Origin of the sequence: Streptomyces sp. NPDC057137 (assembly GCF_042670825.1) — a bacterium.
Taxonomy (GTDB): domain Bacteria; phylum Actinomycetota; class Actinomycetes; order Streptomycetales; family Streptomycetaceae; genus Streptomyces.
The window spans coordinates 44623-70791 of the sequence record NZ_JBHUUW010000001.1; the positions used below are offsets into that span (position 1 = coordinate 44623).

General features: G+C 71.0%; 21 protein-coding genes. 14 read left to right on the top strand and 7 right to left on the bottom strand.

Annotated features, from left to right (window positions below):
- Positions 1 to 67 precede the first annotated feature (67 nt).
- A complete protein-coding gene (locus ACFT9I_RS00165; protein ID WP_382558746.1) occupies positions 68 to 808 on the top strand; it encodes a response regulator transcription factor in 741 nt (246 codons plus the stop codon).
- Positions 809 to 842: 34 nt separating this feature from the next.
- On the opposite strand, the gene ACFT9I_RS00170 is transcribed toward ACFT9I_RS00165, so the two are convergent.
- The 3 genes from ACFT9I_RS00170 to ACFT9I_RS00180 all read right to left on the bottom strand — a co-directional run bounded on the left by ACFT9I_RS00170 (position 843) and on the right by ACFT9I_RS00180 (position 3059).
- Positions 843 to 1811: an aldo/keto reductase gene (locus ACFT9I_RS00170; RefSeq protein ID WP_382558748.1), complete on the bottom strand. Its 969-nt coding sequence runs from the start codon at positions 1809 to 1811 to the stop codon at positions 843 to 845.
- Entirely contained in the window at positions 1808 to 2641 is an 834-nt protein-coding gene (locus ACFT9I_RS00175; RefSeq protein WP_382558750.1) for an amidohydrolase family protein, read from the bottom strand. Before ACFT9I_RS00175 ends, ACFT9I_RS00170 begins: the two co-directional genes overlap by 4 nt.
- 94 nt (positions 2642 to 2735) lie before the next feature.
- Positions 2736 to 3059 (bottom strand): L-rhamnose mutarotase, encoded by a 324-nt coding sequence (locus tag ACFT9I_RS00180; RefSeq protein ID WP_382558752.1) that lies wholly within the window; start codon positions 3057 to 3059, stop codon positions 2736 to 2738.
- 227 nt (positions 3060 to 3286) lie between these two features.
- Between ACFT9I_RS00180 and ACFT9I_RS00185 the strand changes: the two genes are divergently transcribed.
- The 6 genes from ACFT9I_RS00185 to ACFT9I_RS00210 all read left to right on the top strand — a co-directional run bounded on the left by ACFT9I_RS00185 (position 3287) and on the right by ACFT9I_RS00210 (position 12017).
- Positions 3287 to 4144, top strand: a complete 858-nt coding sequence (locus tag ACFT9I_RS00185; protein WP_382558754.1) for a FadR/GntR family transcriptional regulator — start codon at positions 3287 to 3289, stop codon at positions 4142 to 4144.
- Positions 4145 to 4358: 214 nt separating this feature from the next.
- A complete protein-coding gene (locus ACFT9I_RS00190; RefSeq protein WP_382558756.1) occupies positions 4359 to 7550 on the top strand; it encodes a discoidin domain-containing protein in 3192 nt (1063 codons plus the stop codon).
- 50 nt (positions 7551 to 7600) lie between these two features.
- Complete coding sequence (locus ACFT9I_RS00195; RefSeq protein WP_382558758.1) at positions 7601 to 8698, top strand: enolase C-terminal domain-like protein; 1098 nt, start codon at positions 7601 to 7603, stop codon at positions 8696 to 8698.
- Positions 8699 to 8791: 93 nt separating this feature from the next.
- Positions 8792 to 10177 (top strand): ABC transporter substrate-binding protein, encoded by a 1386-nt coding sequence (locus ACFT9I_RS00200; RefSeq protein WP_382558760.1) that lies wholly within the window; start codon positions 8792 to 8794, stop codon positions 10175 to 10177.
- Positions 10174 to 11106, top strand: a complete 933-nt coding sequence (locus ACFT9I_RS00205; RefSeq protein ID WP_382558762.1) for a carbohydrate ABC transporter permease — start codon at positions 10174 to 10176, stop codon at positions 11104 to 11106. Before ACFT9I_RS00200 ends, ACFT9I_RS00205 begins: the two co-directional genes overlap by 4 nt.
- Positions 11103 to 12017, top strand: coding sequence for a carbohydrate ABC transporter permease (locus ACFT9I_RS00210; RefSeq protein ID WP_382558764.1), 915 nt, complete (start codon positions 11103 to 11105; stop codon positions 12015 to 12017). Before ACFT9I_RS00205 ends, ACFT9I_RS00210 begins: the two co-directional genes overlap by 4 nt.
- Before the next feature lie 15 nt (positions 12018 to 12032).
- Here ACFT9I_RS00210 and ACFT9I_RS00215 read toward each other — a convergent pair whose 3' ends face one another.
- The 3 genes from ACFT9I_RS00215 to ACFT9I_RS00225 all read right to left on the bottom strand — a co-directional run bounded on the left by ACFT9I_RS00215 (position 12033) and on the right by ACFT9I_RS00225 (position 13734).
- Positions 12033 to 12941 (bottom strand): aminoglycoside phosphotransferase family protein, encoded by a 909-nt coding sequence (locus ACFT9I_RS00215; RefSeq protein ID WP_382558766.1) that lies wholly within the window; start codon positions 12939 to 12941, stop codon positions 12033 to 12035.
- 88 nt (positions 12942 to 13029) lie between these two features.
- Positions 13030 to 13281 (bottom strand): hypothetical protein, encoded by a 252-nt coding sequence (locus ACFT9I_RS00220; RefSeq protein ID WP_382558768.1) that lies wholly within the window; start codon positions 13279 to 13281, stop codon positions 13030 to 13032.
- 30 nt (positions 13282 to 13311) lie between these two features.
- The gene (locus ACFT9I_RS00225) at positions 13312 to 13734 is read right to left on the bottom strand and encodes a MarR family winged helix-turn-helix transcriptional regulator (RefSeq protein WP_382558770.1); all 423 of its coding nucleotides are present in this window, start codon (positions 13732 to 13734) and stop codon (positions 13312 to 13314) included.
- 163 nt (positions 13735 to 13897) lie between these two features.
- Between ACFT9I_RS00225 and eno the strand changes: the two genes are divergently transcribed.
- The 5 genes from eno to ACFT9I_RS00250 all read left to right on the top strand — a co-directional run bounded on the left by eno (position 13898) and on the right by ACFT9I_RS00250 (position 22244).
- On the top strand, positions 13898 to 15205 hold the full coding sequence (eno, locus tag ACFT9I_RS00230) for a phosphopyruvate hydratase (RefSeq protein ID WP_382558772.1): 1308 nt from the start codon (positions 13898 to 13900) through the stop codon (positions 15203 to 15205).
- Between the two features lie 377 nt (positions 15206 to 15582).
- Positions 15583 to 18234 (top strand): class III lanthionine synthetase LanKC, encoded by a 2652-nt coding sequence (gene lanKC / locus ACFT9I_RS00235; protein ID WP_382558773.1) that lies wholly within the window; start codon positions 15583 to 15585, stop codon positions 18232 to 18234.
- 35 nt (positions 18235 to 18269) lie between these two features.
- Positions 18270 to 18398, top strand: coding sequence for a SapB/AmfS family lanthipeptide (locus ACFT9I_RS00240; protein WP_023536623.1), 129 nt, complete (start codon positions 18270 to 18272; stop codon positions 18396 to 18398).
- A 154-nt stretch (positions 18399 to 18552) separates the two neighbouring features.
- Positions 18553 to 20367, top strand: a complete 1815-nt coding sequence (locus tag ACFT9I_RS00245) for an ABC transporter ATP-binding protein (RefSeq protein ID WP_382558775.1) — start codon at positions 18553 to 18555, stop codon at positions 20365 to 20367.
- Positions 20364 to 22244, top strand: coding sequence for an ATP-binding cassette domain-containing protein (locus tag ACFT9I_RS00250; protein ID WP_382558777.1), 1881 nt, complete (start codon positions 20364 to 20366; stop codon positions 22242 to 22244). The genes ACFT9I_RS00245 and ACFT9I_RS00250 overlap by 4 nt, the downstream gene beginning before the upstream one ends.
- Positions 22245 to 22278: 34 nt before the next feature.
- On the opposite strand, the gene ACFT9I_RS00255 is transcribed toward ACFT9I_RS00250, so the two are convergent.
- Complete coding sequence (locus tag ACFT9I_RS00255) at positions 22279 to 22881, bottom strand: DNA-binding response regulator (protein WP_382558779.1); 603 nt, start codon at positions 22879 to 22881, stop codon at positions 22279 to 22281.
- Positions 22882 to 23580: 699 nt separating this feature from the next.
- Here ACFT9I_RS00255 and ACFT9I_RS00260 point away from each other — a divergent pair.
- Both ACFT9I_RS00260 and ACFT9I_RS00265 read left to right on the top strand, forming a co-directional pair.
- The gene (locus tag ACFT9I_RS00260) at positions 23581 to 25047 is read left to right on the top strand and encodes a phenylacetate--CoA ligase family protein (RefSeq protein ID WP_382558781.1); all 1467 of its coding nucleotides are present in this window, start codon (positions 23581 to 23583) and stop codon (positions 25045 to 25047) included.
- A complete protein-coding gene (locus tag ACFT9I_RS00265; protein WP_382558783.1) occupies positions 25044 to 26090 on the top strand; it encodes a hypothetical protein in 1047 nt (348 codons plus the stop codon). Before ACFT9I_RS00260 ends, ACFT9I_RS00265 begins: the two co-directional genes overlap by 4 nt.
- The last annotated feature ends 79 nt before the right edge of the window (positions 26091 to 26169 follow it).

Consider the following 26169-nt stretch of genomic DNA (forward strand, 5'->3'; position numbering starts at 1 on the left):
GTGCCCTGGTACCGCGAGACATGACGTCCAGCCCTTTCGTACACATACCGCACACATGAGAGCCCAGATGACCGAGGAAGCACCCGAGGCCAGCCTGCTGGTCGTCGACGACGAACCCGACATCAGGGAGCTGCTTTCAGCGTCCCTGCGCTTCGTCGGCTTCAAGGTCGCCTCCGCCTCGACCGGTGCCGAGGCTCTGGCAGCGGTGGCCGAGGACCCGCCCGATCTGATGGTTCTGGACGTGATGCTGCCGGACATGGACGGCTTCGCCGTGGTGAAGCGGCTGCGCGAGGACTTCGGCGCACGCAGCCGTACGGCCGCCGCCGGTCACGAGCAGCTGCCCGTCCTGTTCCTCACCGCCAGGGACGGCATCGGCGACAAGATCAGCGGCCTGACCGTCGGGGGCGACGACTACGTCACCAAACCCTTCAGCCTGGAAGAACTGATCGCGCGCATCCGGGCCATCCTGCGGCGCACCGGCGGCCCGGACAGCGACGGCATCCTGGTGGTCGACGATCTCGAACTCGACCCCGTCGGCCGTCAGGTGCTGCGCTCCGGCCACGCGGTCCCGCTGTCACCCACGGAGTTCAAGCTGCTCGCCTACCTCATGGCCAACGTCGGCCGGGTGGTCTCCAAACCGCAGATCCGCGACCATGTCTGGGCCCACGACTTCAGCGGCGACCTCAGCATCGTCGAGTCGTACATCTCCTATCTGCGCCGCAAGGTCGACTCCGGCGAGGACGGCGCCCCCAGACTCATTCACACCGTCCGGGGTGTCGGCTACATGCTGCGGCGTCCGCACGGATGACCGGTACGGCACGGCAATCGGAGCCGCGCGCCGATCACCGCTCCCCGGCGCACCTGTCCAGATCCGACCAGGCCGAGGCGGACAGGTCGTCACCGGCCCAGTGCGCGGCGGACACCACCTCATGGGCGGCGCGGAAGCCCGCGACGACGCAGGCCACGGCGGGGTGGCGCAGCGGGAAGCGGACGGCGGCGTGGGGCAGTACAGTGCCGTGCCGGGCGCAGACGTCGGCGAGTCGGTGGGCCTGCCGCAGCACTGCCTCGGGGGCGGGGCCGTAGTCGAAGGAGGCGTCGTCCGGCGGGCGGGGCCTGCTGAGCAGACCCGAGTTGAACGGCGCCGCGGCGACGGCCGAGACGCCCCGCCGCGCGCACGCGTCGAGCAGCGGGGCCGCGGTGCGGTCGAGGAGTGTCCAGCGGCCGGCCACCATCACCGCGTCCACGTCCGCCTCTTCGACGGCCCGCAGCAGCGGGGCGACGGTGTTCGCGCCGACACCGACGGCGCCGACGACACCTTCGTCGCGCAGTGCCGCCAGGGCGGGAAGTGCCTGGTGGAGCGCGGCGTCCAGGTGCTCGTCGGGGTCGTGTACGTAGACGATGTCCACCCGGTCGAGGCCCAGCCGGGCCAGGCTGCCCTCCAGGCTCCGCAGCACGCCGTCGCGCGAGTAGTCGGACCGGCGGATCAGGGTGTCCGGTACGGCGAAGCCCCCGGCGGCCAGGTCGGATCCGGTGGGTGCGGGGTGGGGTTCCAGCAGGCGGCCGACCTTGGTGGAGACGGTGAACTCCGCCCGTGGCCGGTGGGCGAGCGCCGCGCCGAGCCGCCGTTCCGACAGGCCGAGGCCGTAGTGCGGGGCGGTGTCGTAGTAGCGCACCCCGGCGTCCCAGGCCGCGTCGACGGCGGCCGCCGCCCGGTCGTCGTCGAGGGGGGTGTAGAGATTGCCGAGGGGGGCGCCGCCGAACCCCAGGGAGCTGACGCTCACGCGCGTACGGCCGAGTTGGCGGGCCCTCACGCGGCGATCCCGTACCAGCGGGCGGCCGTCGTCCCGAAGACCGCCTCGCGCTCGGCGGCGCTCAGCCGGCCGGTGAGCGTCTCGGCGACGGCCAGGACGTCGTCGTAACCGGCCGCGAGCAGACAGACCGGCCAGTCCGAGCCGTACATGAGGCGGTCGGGGCCCACCGTCGCGAGCAGGACGTCCGCGTAGGGGCGCAGCGCGCGGGCCGGGTCCGTCCCGGTCCTGGTGACCAGGCCGGACAGTTTCACGGCGACGTTGGGGCAGTCGGCGAGGTCGGTCAGCAGCGAGGTCCACGCCTGCGGGCCGTCCGGGCCGATGACCGGATTGCCCGCGTGGTCCAGGACGAAGCGGACATTCGGCAGGGCGCGTACGGTCCGGACGGCGGCGGGCAGTTGGTCGGGCCGGACGAGCAGGTCGTACACGAGGCCCGCGGCGCCGACGGCCTCGATGCCCCGTCGGACCTCGGGACGCGCCGCCCAGTCCGGGTCGGGTTCGTCCTGGATGCCGTGGCGGATCCCCACCAGGCGGGAGCCGCCGGGCAGTTCGCGCAGTTCGGCGAGGCGGTCGGCGAGGCCGGGGCCGGTCAGGTCCGCCCAGCCGACGACGGCGCGGACGTGCGGGTCCCCGGAGGCCAGGGCGAGCAGTTCCGGGGTCTCCTGCGGCACGGCGAGGGTCTGCACGACGACGGTGGCGTCGACGGCGTTGCGGTCGAGCGCCGGTCGCAGGTCGTCGGCGGTGAAGGTCCTGCGCAGGGCGGGTATGTCGCGGGTCCACGGCTGGTCGCGCACGGCGAGGTCCCACAGATGGTGATGAGCGTCGATGCGCACCGTTCGTTCCTCGGGTTCGGTGGGCGAAGTGGCCGGTGGAAGAAATAGCCGGTGGGCGGAGCTCGCGAGTCGAGCCCACGCGGGGTGCGTGCCCTCAGTCGAGGTGGAAGACCTCCTCGGCGGGGGCCCACCGCTCTCCGTCGGCCGCGCTGTCCAGCGGCTGCTGGCACGGGTCGGTCAGCGCCCACCACTCGCGGGTCACCGGGTCGGCGGCGATCAGCGCGGTGTCGGCGGCGTAGTCGGTCCCCGTGTATTCCAGGTAGCTGAAGAGGAGGCCGTCCCGCAGGAAGATCGAGTAGTTGCCGATGTTGGCGCGCTTGAGGGCGGCGAGCACTCCTGGCCACGCGGCGGCGTGCAGGGCGCGGTACTCCGGCTCCTTCTCGGGCCGCAGCCGGATCACGGCGGCGATACGTCGCATGTCTCAGCCTTCCTAAGGATCTGCTTCATTGGACAGGCAGGACCATAAGGATCAGATCCCTTCCGCGCAATACTTCAGGGCGGGATGCACCTTTTGCCCAATCAAGGGCGAGCGATAAGGGCTGTTGAAGGAACTTCCGGCCGACCTCTTCTCAATACGTAACGTCGCTGTCATAGTTACGCCACCGATGAATCAGATTAATCCGAACGTGCACGAGGGGGTACGCCGTGGCAGCTCCATCACAGGTCCCTGGCGAAGGGGATGACGACGCGTCGCGTCCATACCGGCCGGGTTACGAGCTGGTCGCCGAGCAGCTGTTGAACCACATCGCCGAGCAGAACCTGCGCTCCGGCGACCGACTGCCCACCGAACAGGGCCTGGCGGAGATCCTGGGCGCCTCCCGCAACGTCACCCGCGAGGCGGTGAAGGTCCTGGCCGCCATCGGCCGGCTGAGTGTGCGCCGGGGCGCGGGAATCTTCGTCGCCGACTCGTCCGGCGGGCTGCTGGACGAACACCTCGGGCACTTCCGGCCGACGAGCATGGAAGACGTCCTGATGCTCCTGGACTACCGGACGGTGATCGAGTCCGAGACGGCGCGCCGTGCCGCCACCCACGCCACGCCGATCGAGGTGCGGACGGTCCGGGAGTGCGCCGAGACCTCGCTGGTGGCGGCCAGGGCGGCCGACGGATACGCCTTCGCCACGGCCGACGCCGCGTTCCACGACGCGGTGGGCGTCGCCGCGCACAACGTGTTCCTGAGGTCCAGCGTCGCCGGCGTGCGGCGCCTGGCGTCGCAGTCCGATGTGCTGCTCTTCCACGGCGACGCGCCCGGCTCGCTGGAAGTCGCCGGGCGCCAGCATCTGGCCATCGCGGACGCGGTCGCCGCGGGGGAGGCCGAACTCGCCGGGACGCTGATGGTGGAGCACATCGCCACCACCCAGAGCCAGTTCGAGCGCAAGATCCGCGACCGGCTGTTCAACCTCGGCGACCGCGGACCCTCCGGAGCGTCAGCGCCGCCCGCGCCGTCCGCGAGGGGCACCGGTGCCGGGGACGACCCCCTGTCCCCGGAGACGTCCGCCTCGTAGACCGGCGGCACGCCGCCGCCCCCGGCTCGCGCACCGAGCCGCCCACCGCCCGCGGGCCCCGGCGGACGACCGGGTTCCGCAGGTACCACTTCCTTCAGGCGATTGGACTTCCGTGTCAGAACCATCCGCCCGCAGAAACGTTTCTTTTGGGCCGCTACGAAGAACGCTGATAACCGCCCTGTCCCTGACCGCCGTTGCCGCGACCCTGGCCGCCGTGCCGGCCCAGGCTGCCCCGAAGGCGTCCGGCCTGGACGTCTACGTCTCGCCGACCGGCAAGGACTCGGGCTCCGGCACCGCCGCGCACCCCTTCAAGACGCTGGAACACGCACGGGACCATGTCCGCGGCGCCAAGAAGAAGGTCCGCGGCGATGTCCGCGTACGGCTCATGTCGGGTACGTACCAGCTCAGCCGCACCTTCAGCCTCACCTCCGGGGACTCCGGCAGCGACGGACAGCGGATCAGTTACGAGGCAGCCCCCGGCGCCCACCCGGTGATCAGCGGGGGCAAGCAGATCAAGGGCTGGACCCCGGCCGACGCGTCGGGACAGATCTACAAGGCCAGGATCGGCGACCTCGACACCCGCCAGCTCTATGTGAACGGTGAGCCGCAGACCCGGGCGCGCGGCGCGAAGAACCCGTCCGGCTTCAGCAAGACGTCCACCGGCTACACCTTCACCGACACCGCCATCAGCGCCTACAAGCAGCCCAAGGACCTTGAGGTCGTGAGCAGTTGGGGCTGGAAGCTCCAGCGCTGCGGGGTGGAGTCGATCTCCGGCACCACGATGACGATGGAACAGCCGTGCTGGACCAACGCCAACCTCCAGCAGGGCCAGGAGATCCAGAACCCGACCTGGCTGGAGAACGCCCGCGAGCTGCTGGACACCCCGGGCGAGTGGTACGTCGACCGGAGCCGGGGCGAGGTCTACTACATGCCCAAGGCCGGTCAGAACCTGTCGACCGCGACCGTCACGGTGCCGGTCGTGCAGGACCTGGTCGATCTGAACGGCACCAGGGCCGAGCCGGTCACCGATGTCTCCTTCGAGGGCATCACCTTCTCGTACTCCACGTGGCTCGCCCCGAGTTCGTCCGACGGTCTCATCGAGGGCCAGGCGGGCTTCCGGATGGTCGGCGAGGGCAATCCGGACTTCGACTCCACGCGTCTGAACTGGAAGAAGACGCCCGGGGCCGTCAATGTGAGCTACGGCCACGACATCGGCTTCGAGGGCAACACCTTCACCCACCTCGGCGCGGTCGGCCTGAACCTGAACACCGGTACCCAGGGCACCGACATCACGGGCAACGTCTTCCGCCAGATCGCCGCCACCGGCATCCAGATCGGCGGTGTCGAGGCGAAGGACGCCCACCCCGACGACCCGCGTGACATCACCAAGGACACCAGGGTCGCCAACAACGTCGTCACCAAGGTCGCCGACCAGTACAACGGCTCGCTGGGCATCCTGGCCGGCTACACCGACAGCACGGTGATCACCCACAACAAGGTCTACGACCTGCCCTACAGCGGCATCTCCGTCGGCTGGGGCTGGGGCCTGACCGACCAGGGCGGTAACCACGCCTACCCGAACAACGGCGGCGTACCGGTCTGGGACACCCCCACCACCAGCAAGAACAACGTGGTCACCAACAACGAGATCGGCGACATCATGAAGTCGCAGGCCGACGGTGGCGCGGTCTACACACTCAGCACCAACCCGGGCGGCACAGTGTCCGGCAACTACATCCACGGCGTCCCCTCGCCCGCGTACGGCGCCATTTACCACGACGAGGGCAGCCGCTACTGGAAGAACACGGGCAACGCCATCTGCGATGTGTCCTTCCAGTGGATGCTCATGAACCACGGGCACGACAACACCGTCACCGGCAACTACACGAGCAACCCCGCCTTCAGCGTCCAGGGAGGCAGCGACAACAACGACGTCAGCGGCAACACCACCGTCGGCTCCTGCGACCAGCTCCCGGCCTCGGTCGTGAACAACGCCGGCCTCCAGCCGGAGTACCATCACCTCGACCCGGGCCCCGCCGTCACCGACCGCGAGGCGCCCGGCGCGCCCGGCACCCCGGCCGCGGTCACCGACTTCCCGACGGTGGCGGACCTCAACTGGCCGTCGTCCACCGACAACAAGGGCGTCACCGGCTACTCCGTCTACCGCGACGGCAAGCTCGTCAGCGCCTCCGGAAAGACCTCGGTACGCCTGTCGGGCCTGACGGCCGGCACGACGTACAGCTTCAAGATCACCGCCCGGGACGCGGCCGGCAACGAGTCCCCCAAGAGCCGGGCGATCGAGGTCACCATGCCCGCCGGTGCCGATCTGGCGCTGAAGAAGCCGGTCACCGCCTCCTCCGACTCGGACGGCAACATCCCCGAGAAGGCGGTCGACGGCGACCTGTCCACCCGCTGGGCGCAGGGCCGCGGCCTGCCCGACCCGTCGTGGATCCAGGTGGACCTCGGTGCCCGCTACGACGTGAGCGGCGCGATCACCACCTTCGAGAAGAGCAGCGGATACAAGTACCGCGTCGAGGTCTCGCCGGACGAGGTCAACTGGCGGACGCTCGCGGACCGCACCTCCGCGAACACCACGGAGATGACCGACTACGCCCACACCGCCGAGCCCGTCACCGGCCGTTTCGTACGGCTGACGGTCACCGGCACCAGCGGGAACGGCGGCAGTGTCTTCGACTTCCAGGTGTACGGCTCCCCCGCCGCACCCGGTTCGGACAGCACGGCCCCCTCGGCCCCCGGGCAGCCCCACGTCACGCCGCTGCTGCCCAGCCTGGTGGATCTCAGCTGGCCTGCCGCGACCGATGACACCGGCGTGACCAGCTATGTCGTCCGCCAGGACGGCAAGCGGATCGCCGTCACCGGCGCCACGACCCTGCGGGTCTCCGGTCTGACCCCGGTGAAGGAGTACTCCTTCACCGTCGTGGCCCGCGACGGCGTGCTGAACACCTCCGAGCCCAGCCAGGCGGCCGTCATCACCACGCCGGCCGACAACAACCTGGCGCTGAACAAGCCGGTCACCGCCTCGTCGGACTCGGACGGCAACATCCCCGAGAAGGCCGTGGACGGCGACCTGTCCACCCGCTGGGCGCAGGGCCGCGGCCTGCCCGACCCGTCCTGGATCCAGGTGGACCTGGGCAAGGACACCGCGGTCTCCAGCGTGGTGACCACCTTCGAGCTGCCCAGCGGCTACAAGTACCGCCTGGAGTACTCGACCGACGGGACGACGTGGTCGACGCTCGACGACCACACGTCCGAGAGCACCGTTTCGAAGGCCAACTACTCGTTCGCCGACGAGCCCGTCACCGCCCGCCACCTGCGGCTGACCGTCACCGGATCCAGCTGGAACGGCGGCAGCATCTACGAGCTCCAGGCGTACGGCGACTTCTGAGCCGTACGCGCCCCGGGGCCCGCACGTACACACAGAGACGAAAGCTCAGGATGAAGATCACCCAAGTCGAAGTACACCGGATCGAAGTTCCGGCGGCCAGCCCGCCCTTCCGCTGGAGGGACGGACTGAGCGGAAGCGCTCCGGTGGGCGACGGCGCGGTCCTGCGTATCGGCACCGACGAGGGGGCCGAGGGGGTGGCCCTGTTCGCCAGGCCGGGAGCCTTCACCACCCTGCGGGATCTGGTGGACCGGGTCTTCCGCGACGAGTTGGTCGGAGCCGACCCGTTCCAGCGGGAATGGCTGTGGCACCGGGTGTGGGAGCTGGACCGTATCCATGAACTCCCGCTCCCCACCCTCGGCCTCATCGACATCGCCCTGTGGGATCTGGCGGGCCGCCATCTCGGCCAGCCGGTCTGGCGCCTGCTCGGCGGCTTCCGGGAGTCGATCCCGGCCTACGCCTCCACCTCGACGTTCTCCAGCGTCCCGGAGTTCCTCGACGTGGCGGACCAGTGCCTGGCACTGGGCTACCGCGGTATCAAGCTGCACGCCTGGGGTGACGCCCGGCGCGACGCCGAGCTGTGTCTGGCGCTGCGCGAGCACGTCGGTCCTTCGGTGCCGCTGATGTACGACGGGTCGGCCGGCTTCGACCTGCCCGACGCGATCCGCCTGGGGCGCGCGCTCTCCGAGGCGGACTACCTCTGGTACGAGGAGCCGATGCGCGAGTTCAGCATCTCCGCGTACCAGCGGCTGGCGGCCACCGTGGACGTACCACTGCTGGTCGCCGAGACCTCCGACGGAGCGCACATGAACTCCGCGGACTTCATCCGGGCCGGCGCCGCCACCTTCGGTGTGCGGGCCGGCACCACCCTCCGGGGCGGGATCACCGGCGCCATGCGCACGGCACACCTCGCCGACGCCTACCGGCTCCGTGCCGAGGTGCACGGTTCGGACATCCCGAACCACCACCTGTGCATGGCCATCTCCAACACCACCTATTACGAGTCCCTGGTGACCGCGGCGGACGTCGTCCGCGAGCGCCATGTGGACGCTCAGGGCCTGGTGCACGCCCCCACGGCGCCCGGCATAGCCCTCCCGCTCGACTTCGAATACGGAAGCGAACTCCAGCGCTTCGTCGAGCAGCCGCGCTGACCGGACGGTGGCCGTCCGCCCGGACGGCCACCTCGCCCGGCGCCCCCACAAGGCGCGTCACCCGTCCCCACGTAAGAACAGAAAGGCAAGACGATGAGGTCTTCCGGATCTCCGCGAACCGGCCGACGCCGTACCGCGACGCGTGCCGCCGCGGCGGCGCTCTCCCTGGTCACGGCGGCCGTACTGGCCGGCTGTGCCAGCGCCGACACCACCACCGACTCCCCGTCCGCGGACTCGGCGTTCAAGCCGGTCGCACAGAAGGACGGCTCGCAGATCACCGTGTGGGCCGACTCCACCCGGCTGCCGTCGGTGGAGGCGTATCAGAAGGCGCACCCCGACGTGAAGATGAAGGTCGTCACGTACGACGGCGGCGCCGACGGCTCCTCGTACCTGCAGTCGAAGGTGCAGCTCTTCGACCGCACCGGCAGCGGCTGGCCCGACGTGGTCTTCGGCACACCCACCGACATGACCTGGGCGTCCGAGCCCACCAAGCCCGGCGCGCAGCCGTTCGCCGCGCCCCTGAACGACAAGCTCGTGCCGAGCGCCACGCTGGACGGCTTCGCCAAGGGCTCCCTCACACCCTGTGAGTTCAACGGCAACACCTACTGCCTGCGCAACGACATCGCGCAGGTCGTCCTCTGGTACAACCAGTCGCTCATGGACAAGTGGGGGTACGAGGTCCCCACCACCTGGGAGCAGTACGAGGCCCTGGGCAAGCGGGTCGCCAAGGAGCACCCCGGCTATCTCGTCGGCTCGGTCGGTGACACCAACTCGCACGAGTCCTACTTCTGGTCCGGCCAGTGCCCGGCGTTCGACCTGGTGAAGCCGGACACCCTGCGCACCGACCTGCAGGACAAGAACTGCGTCCGGACGGCGACACTGCTGGACGAGCTGATCGACGCCAAGGCCGTCACCACCAAGGGCTTCTTCAGCCAGGGATTCGCCAAGGACAGCGGCGGCAAGGTGCTGATGGCGTACGGCCCGTCCTGGTACGGCCAGTACCTGTTCAAGGCCGCCTTCAAGACCCCGGCCAAGCAGATCGCCGCCGCGTCCCCGCTGACCTGGGAGGGTGAGACGACGTCCGCCACCGGCAACGTCGGCGGCGGCGTGTGGATGGCGTCCTCGCACAGCGCCAACCTCAAGGCGTCCACGGATCTGATCACCTGGCTGACCACGTCCGACGAGAACCAGGCGGCCGCGCCCACGTACCCCGCCTACACCAAGGCGGCCGACGCCTGGCTGGCCAACCCGGCCAACAGCGACTACTTCGCCAACGATGTGAGCAAGGCGTTCCGGGACGCGGCCGGCCAGGTGTGGACCGGCTGGTCGAACACCAAGTTCTCGGACGCCACCGCCTGGTCCAGCGTCGTCCTGCCGGCCCTGACCTCCGGCAAGAGCCTCGTCTCCACCCTGCCCGCGTGGCAGAAGGAGATCAGCAACGAGGCGAAGGCCGAGGGATATCAGGTGGTCGACGAATGACACTGCTGGAGACCGAGCGCGTCGCCGTCTCCGCCCTCCGCCGCGGCGCCACGCCGCGGCGGAGGGGCCGCGGCCTCGCCGGCTACGTGTTCGTCGCGGGCTACACGGTGCTGCTGCTCGCGTTCGGCGTCTTCCCGACCTGCTACTCGTTCTACCTGGCGCTCACCAACGACAAGGGCCAGTTCACCGGGATCAACCAGTTCCTGAAGGTCGCCCAGGACTACCGCTTCGTCCCGGCCTTCACGAACATGCTGATCTATCTCGTCATGTGGCTGGTCGTCCTGGTGGTTCTCGTCGTCCTGGTCGCGCTGCTCCTGCGCAGCCGGGTGCGGCCGGGTACGTCGGCGCTCTTCCGCTTCCTGTACTACATCCCCGGCGCCCTCGCCGGGGTCGCCAGCGTCCTGGTCTGGCTGTTCATGCTGGACCCGGACGTCAGCCCGGTGTCCTGGCTGCTCAACAGCATGGGCATGCACAGCTTCGCGGCCGTGCTCGCGCCCGGCAATCTGCCGCTGATCCTGATGCTGATCGCGTTCTGGACCGGCGCCGGCGGCTGGATGGTCGTCATGTACGGGGCGCTGAACAACATCCCGGACGAGGTGCTGGAAGCTGCCAGGATCGACGGCGCGGGGCCCTGGCGTACCGCCTGGCACGTGCAGATCCCGATGATCCGGCAGTGGATCGTCTATATGACGATCATGGCCTTCGCGACCGGCACCCAGCTGTTCGTCGAGCCCCAGCTGCTCCAGACCGCCAGTCTCGGCCGGGTGAGCCCCACCTGGTCGCCCAACCAGCTGGCCTACGTCTACGCCTTCCAGCAGGGCGACTTCAACGGCGCCGCCGCCATCTCCGTCTTCCTGCTGGCGCTGGGACTCGTGGCCGCCGGGCTGCTGGTCGCCCGATCGAACCTGTTCAAGTTGGACGAGAAATGACACAGACCACCCTCCCCTCGGCCACCACGGGCCGGCGCCTCCGGCCCTCCCGGGCCCTCTCCTTCCTGATCGTGGGCCTGCTGCTCGCCGTACTGCTGGTGTTCTTCGTACTGCCGGTGGTCTGGCTGCTGCTCGCGCCGTCGAAGACAGCCGGCGAAGTGGTGCGGGACAACCCGTTCTCCTTCGGGTCGTTCCAGCAGATCGGCGCCGCCTGGCAGCATCTGTTCGACTTCCAGGACGGCGCCATGGTCAAGTGGCTGCGCAACTCGGCGGTGTACGCGGGCGGTTCGCTCGTGCTGACACTGGTCGTCAGCGTGCCGGCCGGCTACGCGCTGGCCCTGACGAAGTTCCGGGGCCGCAAGACACTGCTGACCATCACCCTGGTCACGATGATCATGCCGCAGGCCACGCTGGTGCTGCCGATCTTCCTGGAGCTGAACCGCTTCCATCTGATCGGCACCATCTGGTCCGTGATCCTGCCCTTCTCCTTCTACCCCTTCGGCGTGTACCTCGTGTACATCTACTTCGGCAGCAGCCTGCCCAGGGACCTGCTGTCGGCGGCCCGGATCGACGGCTGCACGGAGTGGCAGCTCTTCACCCGTATCGCGCTACCGCTGGCGAAGCCCGTGGTGGGCCTGGTCGCGTTCTTCAGCTTCGTGGGCAACTGGAACAACTTCTTCCTGCCCTACCTCGTCCTGCCGAGCAGCGACCAGTTCCCGGTCCAGGTGGGCCTGAACCAACTGCTCACCTCCACCCCCTCGTTCAACCCGGTGGCGGGCGCCGGCCTGAACATCACCATCCCGGAGCTGGCCCTGGCGATTCTCGTCGCGATCCTGCCCGTGCTGGTGCTCTTCCTGTTCTCCCAGCGCACGCTGGTGTCGGGAATGCTCGCCGGAGCGACCAAGGAATGACCGCCGGACGTAGATTCACTGCCCGGTGAGGCGTCGCAGTGAGGCGTGGGCGGGTGGGCCCCAGGTGGACTTGCCGCCGGGGCGGCCGTGGTCGCCCGCGTCTCCGATGTGGATGCCGGTGAGGGCGCGCAGCACCGCCCAGCCGCGGGCGCGGCGCAGTGTCGCGGCGTCCGGGCCCGGCCGGTAGGCCTGGTGGAAGCGGTCGACGGCGCCGTCCGGCAGCAGGATCCAGGCGGCGGCGAGGTCGATGGCAGGGTCACCGGCGAACAGGTCGCCGAAGTCGATCACACCGCAGAAAGTGCCGTTCCCGGTCAGGATGTTGGCCGGATGCAGGTCGCCGTGGAGCCACAGCGCCGGGCCTTCCCACGCGGGCGCGGCGGCGGCGTCCTCCCACACCGCGCGGACGGCGTCCGGGTCGCGGATCAGCCCCAGTTCGGTGGCCGAGGCGAGGTCATGGGCGAAGTGCTCGGCCGTGCCGGCCAGCGGACCGCCGCGGTTCCGCCCCGCGGGCGCCCCGTCGGGGGCGGGCCGGTGGAGAGCGGTCAGGAAGTCGGCCAGGGTTCCGGCAGCCGCCGCGGCGCGCGTCGCGGGCGCGCGGTCGGCAGGCTCGCCCGGCACCCAGGTGGTGACGAGCCAGGGCCGCGGAAACCGTTCGGATGGCTCACCGAGGCGCTGCGGGACGGGGATCCGCAGAGGAAGATGCGGGGCGAGGCCGGGCAGCCAGGTGTGTTCCTTGCGCAGCAACTCGTCCGCGGACTGCGTAGCCCAGGGCATCCTGACGGCGAGGTCGTCACCGAGCCGCCACACCTGATTGTCCCAGCCCCGCGCTCCGAGCTTCAAGGGCCGATCCGCCAGGTCGGGGTACTGCTCGCGCAACAGATCCCGGATCAGGTCCTCGGTGATGTCCGTCTCGGTGGCTGTCATGCGGAGCAACGATAGTTGAGCGGCGGGGGCTGCCTGGGTCTGCGGCGAATGCGGAGGTTCCGGAGTCGAGCGCACTTCGGACCATGGACTACTCGTAGACCGTGGCTGCCTGGAGCGCGCGGGCGATGAAGGTCCAGTCACCGCCGGCGGGAAGCTCTTCGCCGAAGTTCTGGTACCAGCCTGGGGAGTCGTCCACCCACGCGGCGAGGGCTTCGAGGAAGTCGCCGAGCGTGTTGTTCTCCCACGCGTCGCCTTGCCGCTCGAAGTCCTGGCGCAGTTTCTGAACGAAGACGACGAACTCCGCACGGCTGCGGATCTCGTCGTCCGGAGTAAGAGACATGACGGCAGGGTATCCAGTGGCCCCGCCCCACTAGCGGGTGGCGAGCCGCTCCAGCAGGGCCGCGCTCCGTGCCAGCAACGTGGCTTCCTCGTCCGTGAGTTCCGCCTCGATGGCCTGCGCGAGCCAGCCGGCCCTGCGGCCGCGCTCCGCTTCGAGGGCGGCCCGGCCCGCGTCCGACAGCTCGACCAGTGACTTGCGGCCGTCCGTGGGGTGAGCACGGCGTGTGATCAGGTTCTGTTCCATGAGCAGCCCCACCGCCCGGGCCATCGACTGGGGGCGTACGCGCTGATCGGCGGCGAGGTCGCTGGTGGTCATGGCGCCGTCGCGGTCGAGTGCGCCGAGCACGGCGACCTGGCCCAGCGGGATGCGGTCCTCGTGTTTGACGCGTCGGGTGAGCTTGCCCATCGCCGTGCGCAGTTCGGCGGCGATGGCGGCGGCTTCCGAGGTGGGCATAGGGCACCTTACCCCGGTGGTCAGCACGGCTGTGCACCTGACCTGCACAGCAATGCTGTACAGCCAAACTGAGCAGCATTGCTGTAGGGTTTGGTGTTGTCGGGCTCAGCGCCAGCGTTGTCGCAGCCGGGGCCACGGCATACGACAACGGGAAGGGACTCCCATGTCCGCAAAGGCAGCCGAAACCGTCAACGCCGCCGTCGAGACCGTCACCGCCCGCCGGATCATCGACAGCCGGGGCAATCCCACGGTCGAGGTCGACGTCGTCCTGTCGGACGGGTCCCTGGGGCGCGCGGCCGTTCCCTCCGGCGCCTCCACCGGCGCCCGGGAGGCCGTGGAACTGCGCGACGGAGACCCCGCGCGCTGGCACGGCAAGGGCGTCGACCGCGCGGTGGCCCACGTCAACGGGGAGATCGCGGCGGCCGTGCGCGGCCGGGACGCGGCGGACCAGGCGGGGCTCGACGCCGCGCTGGTCGCCCTCGACGGCACCGCCACGAAGTCCCGGCTCGGTGCCAACGCGATCCTCGGCGTCTCCCTCGCCACCGCCAAGGCCGCCGCGGCGGCCCACCGGCAGCCCCTCTACCGTTACCTCGGCGGCGCCGGCGCCCACCTCCTGCCGCTGCCGATGATGAACATCGTCAACGGCGGCGCGCACGCTGACAATCCGCTGGATTTCCAGGAGTTCATGATCGTGCCCGTGGGCGCGGGCACCTTCGCCGAAGCCGTCCGCATGGGCAGCGAGGTCTTCCACACCCTGCGCCGCGATCTGCTGGCCGCCGGGCACTCCACGGGCGTCGGCGACGAGGGCGGCTTCGCGCCCGCCCTGCGTACCGCCGAGGAGGCCCTCGACTTCGTGATGACCGCCGTCGAGCGCACCGGCTACCGCCCCGGCACGGACATCGGCCTGGTCATGGACCCGGCGTCGTCGGAGTTCTTCCGCGACGGGGTGTACGACTACACGGGCGAGGGGGTACGCCGTACCCCCTCCGAGCACGCCGACCACCTGGCCAAGCTCATCGACGCCTACCCGGTCCTCTCCATCGAGGACCCGATGGCGGAGAACGACCTGGACGGCTGGCGCGAGCTGACCGCCCGCGTCGGCGACCGCTGCCAGCTCACCGGCGACGACGTGTTCTGCACCAACGAGGCGCTGCTGCGCGAGGGCATCCGCACCGGCGTGGGCAACTCGGTCCTGGTCAAGGTCAATCAGATCGGCACCCTGACCGAGGCGCTGGCCGCGGTGGCCACGGCCCACCAGGCGGGCTGGACGGTTGTCATGTCGCACCGCTCGGGCGAGACGGAGGACACCACCATCGCGGATCTGGCGGTGGCGACCGGCTGCGGTCAGATCAAAACCGGCTCACTCTCCCGCTCCGACCGTACGGCGAAGTACAACCAACTGATCCGGATCGAGGAGGAGTTGGGCGACTCGGCGCGCTTCGCGGGCCGCTCCGCACTGCGTCGGGCTTGAACAGCGGGCAGCGGTAGAGCCCGCAGGCCCGCGCTCGCGTGTCGCGATACGTCCCGGTGGGCGGATCTCGTCACGGAACATGCGACGGAACACGCGGCGGAGGCCGGAGTCCGGCGACGACCTCGTCCCCCTCGACAGCCGGTATCGGCATGAATCCCAGGGAGGTGTAGAGGTGGCCGGCCGCGGCGTTGTCCGGGTGGTACGAGAGACGCAGTACCCGGAAGTCCTCCCGGTCGGCCGGCCGGCCCATGAGAGTTCGCGCGACGAAACACCCCTGTTACTCGTGCGTAACGCACGGTTTTTCGGTGACATCGGCGACTATGGGCCGCCCTCGGCCGCGTGGCACGGTTGGCGCTGTCGCCGACGAGGGAGGGTGCGTGAACAAGGGATACGCCGTGTTCTGCGACGCGGACCGGCATTTCTACGACTCGCCCCACCACCTGTCCCCCACCAACGACTCGGCCGAGTGGTACGAAGCCGCCGGCCGCCCGGTACCCGACGGCTGGCAGCGCCATCACAGCGGTGACTGGCTGGCACTGCGCCCCGCGGAGCACGAACTGCCCGCCCAGGGCTGGAAAATTCATGTATCAGCCTGCCTCGACAATGCCGAGTCGATTCTCGACCGGACCATGGCTTACTGCCTCGCCCGCCGTATCGCCTTCAAATTCGTGCCGAGCAGATATCTGCTGCACACGCGGAACGCCAAATACGCCGACCGCGGCGCCAGCGGGAAATTCATCACCATCTACCCGGCGGACGACGAGCAGTTCGGCCGAGTCGCCGGGGAGCTCGACGCCCTGCTGGCCGGCGAGCCCGGCCCGTACATCCTGAGCGACCTCCGGTGGAACGCCGGCCCCGTCCATGTCCGGTACGGCAGCTTCACCCGCCGCGACTGCTACGCCGACGGCATGCTGCGCCCGGCGGTCGAGAACGCCGACGGCAAGCTCGTACCCGACCTGCGCGGACCCGTCTTCCGGACCCCCGACTGGATCACCCCGCCCGACGTACTGCTCCCCCACCTCGAAGCGCGCGCCGCGACGACCGTCGAAGCGTCGCCGTACGTCGTGGAACAGGCACTGCACTTCTCCAACGGCGGTGGCGTGTACGTCGGCCGCGACACCAGGACCGGCGAGAAGGTGGTGCTCAAGGAGGCCAGGCCGCACGCCGGTCTGGCGGCGGACGGCGCCGACGCGGTGACCCGGCTCGGCCGGGAGCGGCACGCCCTGGAGCGGCTGTCGGGACTCGCCTGCACCCCGGAGGTCCTCGACACGTTCGAAGCCGGCGGCCATCACTTCCTGGTGCTGGAGTTCGTGGCGGGCAAGCCCCTCAACTCCTTCTTCGCCCGCAGGCATCCGCTGATCGACGCGGATCCGGGAGCCGAGCGGCTCGCCGAGTACACGGAGTGGGCGCTGCGCGTGTACGGGCTCGTGGAACAGGCCGTCGAGGCGGTGCACCGACGCGGGATCGTCTTCAACGACCTGCATCTGTTCAACATCATGGTCTCCGAGGACGAGTCCTCCGTCGTGCTCCTGGACTTCGAGGCCGCGGCGCCCGCCGCCGACAACGGGCGGCAGACCGTCGCCAACCCGGCGTTCGTCGCGCCCGCGGGCCGACGCGGTTTCGATGTCGACCGGTACGCCCTCGCCTGTCTGCGGCTGGCCCTGTTCATACCGCTGACCAGTCTCTTCGCGATCGACCGGGGGAAGGCGGCGCATCTGGCGGAGGTGGTGGCGCGGGAGTTCCCCGTCGACCGTGCCTTCCTGGACGAAGCGGTGGCGGAGATCATCCGCGACCCGGGCCGGGCTCCTGGCCGGGACGCGGCGCCCCACTCGGCCACGCGGCCGACCAACACGCCCTACCTGCCCGCCGAGCCCGCCGACTGGCCGTACAGCCGCGACTCCATGGTCCGCGCGATCCTCGCCTCCGCGACCCCGGAGCGCGACGACCGCTACTTCCCCGGCGACATCGCCCAGTTCGCCACCGCCGGCGGCGGTCTCTCCTTCGGCTACGGCACCGCCGGAGTCCTCTACGCCCTCGCCGAGAGCGGCGCCGACCCGTGCCCCCGCGCCGAGGAATGGCTGCTGGAGCGCACCAAGCAGCCCGAGTCCGGCACCCCGCTGGGCTTCTACGACGGCCTCGCCGGGCTCAGTTGGACCCTGCACCGGCTCGGCCATCCGCACCGGGCCCTGGAACTGGCGGAGTTGACACTCCGTCAGTCCTGGGACGAGCTGCCCGCCGATCTGCACGGCGGCGCCGCCGGCCTGGGCCTCGCGCTCAGCGCGCTCGGCGAGGCGACCGGTGAGACAGAGCTGGACGACGCGGCCCTGGTCTGCGCGCAGCTCGCCGCCCGCGCCATGGACGCCGCTCCCCCGGGCGCGGTCGCCGACGGCACACGCGTCGCGGACGGCACACACCGGGCCGGGCTGTTGTACGGCGGCGCCGGTGTGGCGCTCCTCTTCATCCGCCTGTACGAACGCACCCGCGACACGGCCCTGCTCGACCTCGCGGCGCGGGCGCTCGGCAGCGACCTGGACCGCTGCGTACGGAGCGCGGGCGGCACGCTCCAGGTGAACGAGGGCTGGCGCACCATGCCCTACCTGGGCGCGGGCAGCGTCGGCATCGGGATGGTCCTCGACGACTATCTCGTCCACCGCGCCGACGAACGGTTCGAGCGGACGCGCGGCGAGATCGTACGGGCGGCCCAGGCCACCTTCTACGCGCAGCCCGGTCTCTTCCGCGGCGCGGCCGGCATGGTGCTCCACCTCAGCCGTACGTCGGCGACGGGCCCCGGCACCGAACCGGCCGACATCGCGCGGCAGTTGGGCACGCTCGCCTGGCACGCGCTGCCCTACCGGGGCCAACTCGCCTTCCCCGGTGAGCAGATGATGCGGCTCTCCATGGACCTCGCGACCGGCACCGCCGGCTGTCTGCTGGCGGTCGCCGCCGCCCACGCGGCCGAGCCCGCGCGGCTGCCGTTCCTCCCGCCGCTGAAGAAGCGGCCCATGAACCGGCTCCTGCTGGAGCCGTGAACAGCACACCGTCCCCATAAAAGAGAGGCACTGTCATGAACCTTCTTGACCTGCAGTCGATGGAGACCCCGAAGGAAGAGGCCACGGGCGATGTCGCCACCGGCAGTCGGGCGAGCCTGCTGCTCTGCGGTGACAGCAGCCTGAGCATCACCACCTGTAACTGACACCGCTGGTCGTCGGCCGGCCGATGACCTGGTGCCGCGAGCGCCGGACGGGCTCTCCATCCCGTCCGGCGCTCGCGGGCGTACGGCCCCGGAGCGCGTAGCACGCGAGAACCGCACCTGCCGCCGCCCCGCCCGAACCGAGGGGAGCCTCTTCTTGAAGACGCCGTCCGCCCCCGACGACCGTGACGCGACAGCCGCCGGTCTCCTGCTGGGGGCCGCGCGGCACAGCGCGGGCCGCACGGCGGCGGTCTTCCTCTGTTCCGCCGCGTCCGCGGCCGCGTCCCTCGCGCTGCCCGCCGTCCTCGGCCGCACCCTCGACCTCCTGCTCGAACGGAGCCCCGAGGCGGATCCCTGGCTGCTCGCCTGCACGGCCGTCATCGTCGCCGAGGTGCTGCTGGACGCGCTGGTGGCGCTGCTCGGCGGCACCACGAGCGCCCGTTCCGCCGCCTGGCTCCGCACCCGGGGCGTGCACCACCTGCTCGCCGCGTGGCCCGGCCATGCCTCCCGCTTCCCGCCGGGCGACGTGGCCGTCCGGCTCACCGCGAACGCCACCGAGGCGAGCACCGCGCCCGTCTCCGCGGCGACGCTCGGCGCCTCGCTGCTCGCGCCGACGGGGGCGGTCGTCGCGCTGTTCCTGATCGATCCGTGGACCGCGCTCACCTTCCTCGCGGGGCTTCCGCTGCTGATGCTGGTCCTGCGCGCCTTCGCCCGCGGTTCCTCCGACAGCGTCGCGAGCTACCAGCGCGTCCAGGCCGACATCGCGACGCGCCTGGTGGAGGCGCTGGCCGGGGCCCGTACGATCGCCGCCGCCGGCACCGAGGCCCGCGACCGTGACCGTGTTCTCGCCCCGCTGCCCGAACTGGCCGCGCAGGGCAGCCGGATGTGGCGGATCCACGGCGCCGCCGTCGCCCGCAGCGGTGTGCTCATGCCGCTGCTGACGACCGCGGTCGTGGCGGTCGGCGGCGTCCGGCTCGCGTCGGGGGACATGAGCGTCGGCGATCTGCTGGCCGCCGCACGTTACGCGGCGCTCGCCGCCGGTGTCGGTACGGCGGCGGGCCTGCTCGACTCACTGATCCGCAGCCGCGCGGCGGGCCGCCGGACGGCCGAACTGATGGCCCTGCCCGCCATGACGTACGGCACCCGGAGCTTGCCGCCCGAGGGGCGCGGCACGCTGGTCCTGCGCGGGGTGGCCGTGACGCGCGACGGCCGCAGGGTCCTCGACGGCGTGGACCTGACGGTCCCCGGCGGCACGTCGGTGGCGGTGGTCGGCCGCTCGGGCGCGGGCAAGTCCACGCTTGCGGCGGTCGCGGGGCGGCTCACGGAGCCCGACGAGGGAACCGTCCTGCTGGACGGCGTCCCGCTCGCCGCCGTACCGCACGACGAACTGCGCCGTGAGGTCGGTTACGCCTTCGAGCGCCCGGTCCTGTCCGGCGCCACACTCGGCGAGGCGCTGGCCGGCCGCGCACCGGTGGCGGAGGAACAGGCGCGGACCGACGAACGGGTCCGGGCCGCGGCACGCGCGGCGAGTGCGGACGCGTTCGTGCGGCTGCTCCCGCAGGGCTACGCGACCCCGCCGCACACCGCGCCGCTCTCCGGAGGTGAACTCCAACGCCTGGGCCTGGCACGGGCGTTCGCCCGTGCCGGGCGGCTGCTGGTGCTGGACGACGCGACGTCCAGCCTGGACACCGTCACGGAGCACCAGGTGGAACGCGCCCTCGCCCGGGATGTCCGCCACGGCACCCGGCTGATCGTGGCCCACCGCCTCTCCTCGGCGGCCCGCTGCGACCTGGTGATCTGGCTGGAGGACGGCCGGGTGCGGGCGACGGGCCCGCACGAGGAGCTGTGGCGCTCCGACGGCTATCGAGCCCTGTTCGCCCCACCCGAACCCACCCCCACCGAACCCACCTCTCTCGAACCCATCCCTCCGGAACCCGCGTCGCCCCGGACCGCCGAGCGGGCCGACCGATGAGCGCCGCCGCGAAGGCGCCGACGGACGGGACACGTCCCGGCCGGGGGATGCTGGGCAGGAACCTGCCGCCCGCCCGACGGTTCCTGGGGAGCAGGCAACGGGTCCTCGTCCGGCTCGGCGGCTGGTCGTTGCTGGAGTCCGGGCAGACCTTCCTCGGCGGGTACTGCCTCGCCCAGGCCCTCGACCGCGGTTTCCTCGCCGGGCACACCGGCACCGGTCTCGGCTGGCTCGCGGTCGCCGCCGCCTCGATCCTCGGAGCCGGACCTCCCGTGCGCGGCGTCTTCGCCCAACTCGCCCAGCTGACCGAGCCGTTGCGGGACGCGCTCGTACGGCGCGCGGTCCGGCAGGCGTTGCGCCGGGCGGTCACCGATCCGGCCCGCACCGACGACCGCTCGGACACCGGCGCCGTCTCGCGGCTCACCCACCAGACCGAGATCGTCCGCGACAGCTTCGCCGGACTCGTCCTGACCGTAAGGGCGTTCGTCTTCAACGCCGTCGGCGCGCTGATCGGCCTGCTCGCCCTCGCCCCCGAACTGCTCCTCGTGGTCGTGCCGCCGCTCGTCGTGGGCCTCGCGCTCTTCCTCGCCACGCTGCTCCCGATGGCCTCGGCCCAGCGCCGCTTCCTGGACGCGGACGAGGCCGTCGCCGAGGGTGTGGGAGCTGTCTCCGCCGGCCATCGCGACCTCGTGGCCTGCGGCGCGCAGGCGGACGCGGCGGCGCGTACGGGGCGGCTGTTCGAGACCGCCGAGCGCACGTCGCGTGTGCTGGCCCGGTGGGCGGCGGTACGTACGGTGGCGCTCGGCGTCGCCGGTCAACTCCCCGTGCTTCTCCTGCTCGTCACCACCCCGTGGCTGCTGCGGCAGGGGGTGACGACCGGTGCGCTGGCCGGGGCGCTCACCTACCTCCTCCAGGCGCTGCTGCCCGCGCTGCACAGCATGATGACCGCGCTCGGAGCGGCGGGGACGCGGCTGCTGGTGGTGGTCGACCGTTTCCAGGACGCCACGGCCGTTCCCGGGACGCCGCCTGAACCGCCGGTGCCCGAACCGTCCGTGCCCGCGCCCCGGCCGCTCGGGCCCGGTCGTGACGTCGCAGCCGTACACGGTCCCCGCGACCGCCCCGCACCGGCGGTCGAGGTCCGCGCGGTCACCCATGCCTACGGCCCCGACTCACCTCCCGTACTGGAGCACCTCCATCTCACCGTCCGGCGCGGCGAACACATCGCCGTCGTCGGCCCGAGCGGCATCGGCAAGTCCACCCTCGCGGGCGTCGTCTGCGGGCTCGTCACGCCCGACCTCGGCACGGTGCTGCTCGGCGGGGAGCCGGTGACCGCCAGGACCGCCCAGGAGTTGGCGGAGCGCCGCGTCCTGATCCCGCAGCAGGCGTACGTCTTCACCGGCAGCGTCCGCGACAATCTCCTGCATCTGCGGCCGGATGCCACGGGCGCCGAACTGGCCCACGCGGTCAAGGTGTTGGGCGCCGAGGACCTCGTGCACCGGCTGGGCGGCCCGGAGGCCGTACTCGACCCCCGGGGGCTGTCCCACGGTGAGCGCCAGTTGCTGGCGCTGTGCCGCGCCTATCTCTCGCCCGCGCCGCTCGTCGTGCTGGACGAGGCGACCTGCCATCTGGACCCGGTCGCCGAGGCACACGCCGAACGCGCTTTCGCCGCGCGGGCCTTCACCGACGGGACGCGCGCCCGTGACGGCGCGCTGATCGTCGTGGCCCACCGGTTGTCGTCCGCGCGCCGGGCGGACCGGGTGCTCGTGCTGGACGGCACCGCACCACGGTTCGGCACCCACGGCGAACTGCTGACGAGTTCCCCGCTCTACCGCGACCTGGTCGGCCACTGGCAGCACACGCCGCCGGCCGTCGGCCGCTGAACGCCCCGGGCCGGACCCCGGGGCGCGGCCACCGCTACAGCCATCCCGCGTCCTGGGAGATGCGAATGGCGTCCATGCGATTGCGCGCGCCGACCTTGCGTATGGCGGAGGCCAGGTAATTGCGTATCGTCCCGCTCGACAGATTGAGCGATTTCGCGATCTCGCCGATCGGTGCCCCCTGCGCGGCGAGCGCCAGTGCGCTCAACTCGCGCGGTGTCAAGGGAATCTTCGTCGCCTGGAGGAAATCACAGGCCAGGGAATCATCCACGAATCGCTCACCGCGCGCGACCTGGTGAATGCCCTCGATCAACCGGCTGGGATCGCCGTCCTTGTTGACATATCCCAGCGCCCCCGCCTCGAATGCCTTCAGCAGTGCTCCTGGCTTTCTCGCCGAGGTCAGTACCAATAACGCCCCCATACCGCCCTGCCCGTTGCCGGGTCCGGACCGTCCCGTGCGCGCCGGGTCATCGAGACAGTCGATGTCGGTCACCCAGACGTGCGGCGATGGGCCGTGCGCCCCCTGGCGGCCCGGCCGTCTGGGAGACGCCGACACGTCGAGTGTCTCCTCGCAGCGCAACAACGCGACGAGGGCGGAACGGAACAGTCCGACCCGGTGTACGACTTGAACAATGATCATGCGCGTCCCCTTGCAGTGGTCGGTCATCGGTCGGCATCACATCCACTGCCCCTGATACGCCGACAGGAACTCCGTTCCGACCGGAAGGTGAGGCACTTTTCATACCGCCGTGAGCCCCCGGCATGCACATGTGCTCCCCAGTACGCTCCCCTTCGTTCTATTCACTACTCGCCCGCCCCGGAAAAGCTGTCACATCGACGCGGCGAACGGAAAGGAAAAGAGATATCCGGTCAGTCGGCGACTGAATCAAGTCGAATTTTTCAGGGTGACCAATCCTTGCCGCCGGACCGCATATGCCCCGTGCCGGGCCGCCGGCGAACAGGTCCTCGGGCCCCAACTGCCCGGAGCGAGGCGCCAGATCGATCTGACACATAATCAGCGACGCCCGGACGGTCCCTGACCAGCGCGAAGACGCGGCCGGGCGGGCATCCGGAGTGCAACTGGTTGGTAGATACCGTTGATCGGTCAACTGCCCTGCTCTATGGTCGCGTTCATCGAACGACCGTCCCCGGTCGGGAGTGCACCACCAGGAGCCCAGCCGCCCCCCGGGCGGCGCGAACAAGGGAGATCCATCATGGTCAAGCACTACGTCAAGTACGCCTTCAGCACGCTCACCGCGGCCATGTTCGCCAGCATGATCTGACGGTCGCCCCCGGCCTGGACCGGGAAGACAACCCGGTCCAGGCATCAGGAGGCACCTTGTTCGGCACCGCCCTCAGTCAGCTCCGCTACGGCATGGCGATCCTGCGCAACCGTCCCATCCGACCGCGGGACCTGGAACGCATAGCCCGGGACCTGGTCGCGACCTTGGCGGAGTTCGGCGAGCCGGGAGCGGACTCGGCCCTGCTCCCCGGTCAGTCGGGGTCCGTCGACCCCGCCGTACGACGGACCGTCACGGAACGCAGCCTGCGGGCCACGGCACAAGCCGCCGCCCGGCATACCGCCCACTACCGGCGGACCTTCGACGTCCTCGGACTCGACCCGGGCACCCTCACCCCGGAGACCTGGGACCGGGTGCCGGTCACGCCCAAGGAGGCCCTGCGCGGCCTGCCGGCCGCCTTCGTGTCCGCCGCTTCCACGCCCGCGCTGATGGCGCTCACCACCGGGACCAGCGGCACCCCCACCACGGTCTGGTACTCCAGGGCCGAGGTGGAGATCTCGGTCGCCATGAGCACCGTCTCGGCCGTGCTCGGTATGGGCCTGCGGCCCCGCCACACCATGGCGTACGCGGGCTGTTCGCGGGCGACCCTGCCGCTGCTCAACGTGGAGGAGTCGGTGACCCGCGTCGGTGCCTCGTTCGTCCAGATCGGCACCGTGGACCCGGCCGTGGCGCTGGACCGGTTGGCCACACCGCTCGGTCTGCGGGACAAGGCTCCGCAGATCACCCATCTGACGGTCTCCGCGTCCTACCTGTCCGCCCTCGTCGAGGAAGCGGAGAGGAGCGGCTGGCACGCGTCGGACTTCGGTCTGGAATCCGTCGGCGTCGGTGGGGAGGTGCTCTCCGAACCGCTGAAGGAGCGGGCCGCCGCCGCCCTGGGCGCCCGGATCTCCACCTCGTACATGATGACCGAGACCCTGCCGTCGGGCGGCATGCCGTGCACCGAGGGACATCTGCACCACACCACCGAGTTCGGGCACCTGGAGATACTCGACCCCGTGACACATGAGCCGACGCCGCCGGGCGCCGTCGGCATCATCGTGTCGACGCCGTACGTCCCCTACCGGGACTGCACCCTGCTGCTGCGGTACGCGACCGGCGACCTGGTCGCGCGCCCCGAGGCCGAGCCCACGTGCGAGCTGGCCCATCTGCCCGCGACCTCGCCCGTCCTCGGCCGCTGGTCGAGTCCGCTGAGCGTCGCTGTGCCCACCCGGTCGGTACTGAACCTGCTGGAGGCCGAGCGGGACATCCCGCTGCCCGCGCGCTACGCCCTGGTCGAACAACCCGGAGGCCCCGTGCTCCATGTGCTGGTCCGCCGGCTGCCCGCCGCCGCCCTCCTCGGCAGGCTGGAGGAACGGGCCACCGCGGCGGGCCTGGCGCTGGACGGCATCGTGCTCCACGACGACCCGGCCACCCTGCCGCCGACCGGCCCGGTCCGCGCCGATCTGCGCGAGCACACCTTCGAGTCGCCCCGCCCCGCCGCCGTACGCATGGCGAGCCCGGCATGAGTACCGCCATCGCCCTCGTGGGCCTCAACTGCGCCGTCGCCGCGATCACGGCGGCGGGCGCCGGCTACTTCGCCCGGGTCCGGATGCCCCGACCCCCGGTCGGCAAATACGAACTGCCCGATGTCGCCGTCATGACCGCCGTCGTGGTGGCGGCTCCCCTGGTGTATCTGGCACTGCCCCGGACCGCGGTGGCCGTCGTGTTCGGCCTGGTCCTCTGCGCGGCGCTCCAGTTCACTCTCGCGCCGCTGATCGGCGGCGGGCGGGCCTGGCTGGCGTCGACGGTCTCCGTGGCCGTCACCGCCGTATGCGCGTTCGCGGACCTGCCGGTCACCGTGACGGTGCTCACCGACGTACTGCTCGCCATCGCCGTGGTGGGGGTGGCCAACATGTGGGCGCAGAGCGGGATGCGCTCCGTCCACGCGGCGTGGTTCGCGGGCGCGCTCTGCTGCTACGACCTGGTGGCGACCGGACTCACCTCCGTGATGGACCGGTTCGCCGCCCAGGTCATGGGGCTGCCGTTCGCCCCACTGCTGGCGGTCACCCAGGGCAGGCCACCGGTGGCGCTCGGACTGGGCGACCTGCTGCTCCTGGTGCTGTTCCCGCTGGTCGCGGTCAAGGCCTTCGGGCGGGCCGCCGGCGCCCTCGCGGCCGTGGTCGGACTGGCGGTCTCCGCGGGCGTCAGCCTGCTGTTCGGCCTGGGAGCGCTGACGGGGGCGTTCCCGCTCCTGACGGCGCTGGGACCGCTGATCGTGCTGCAGCACGTGCTCTGGTCACGGGCGAAGGGGGGCGAGCGGACCACCGCCGAGTGGCGTGCGGGAACACCGCGTACGGCGACGGCCACCACCTCCACGGACCCGGACCCGGCGCTCCTCCAGGCCCTCGAACCGACGGGCGTGGACACGCTGCGGACGGAGCTGTCCCCGGGCGACTGGCTCGCGGTCGTCGACGGCCGGGCGGTGGGCAGCGGCACGTCATCGGGCCGGGCCCGCAGGGACGCGCGGCTCCGCGGGTGCGACACGGTGCCGGTGGTACGCCAGAACTGAGCCGGGGGCGCGGGCGCGCGTTCCGGCGCCCGTGGCTGGAAACGGCATCGTTCGGCCTTGACCTGGAGTGCCCTCCAAC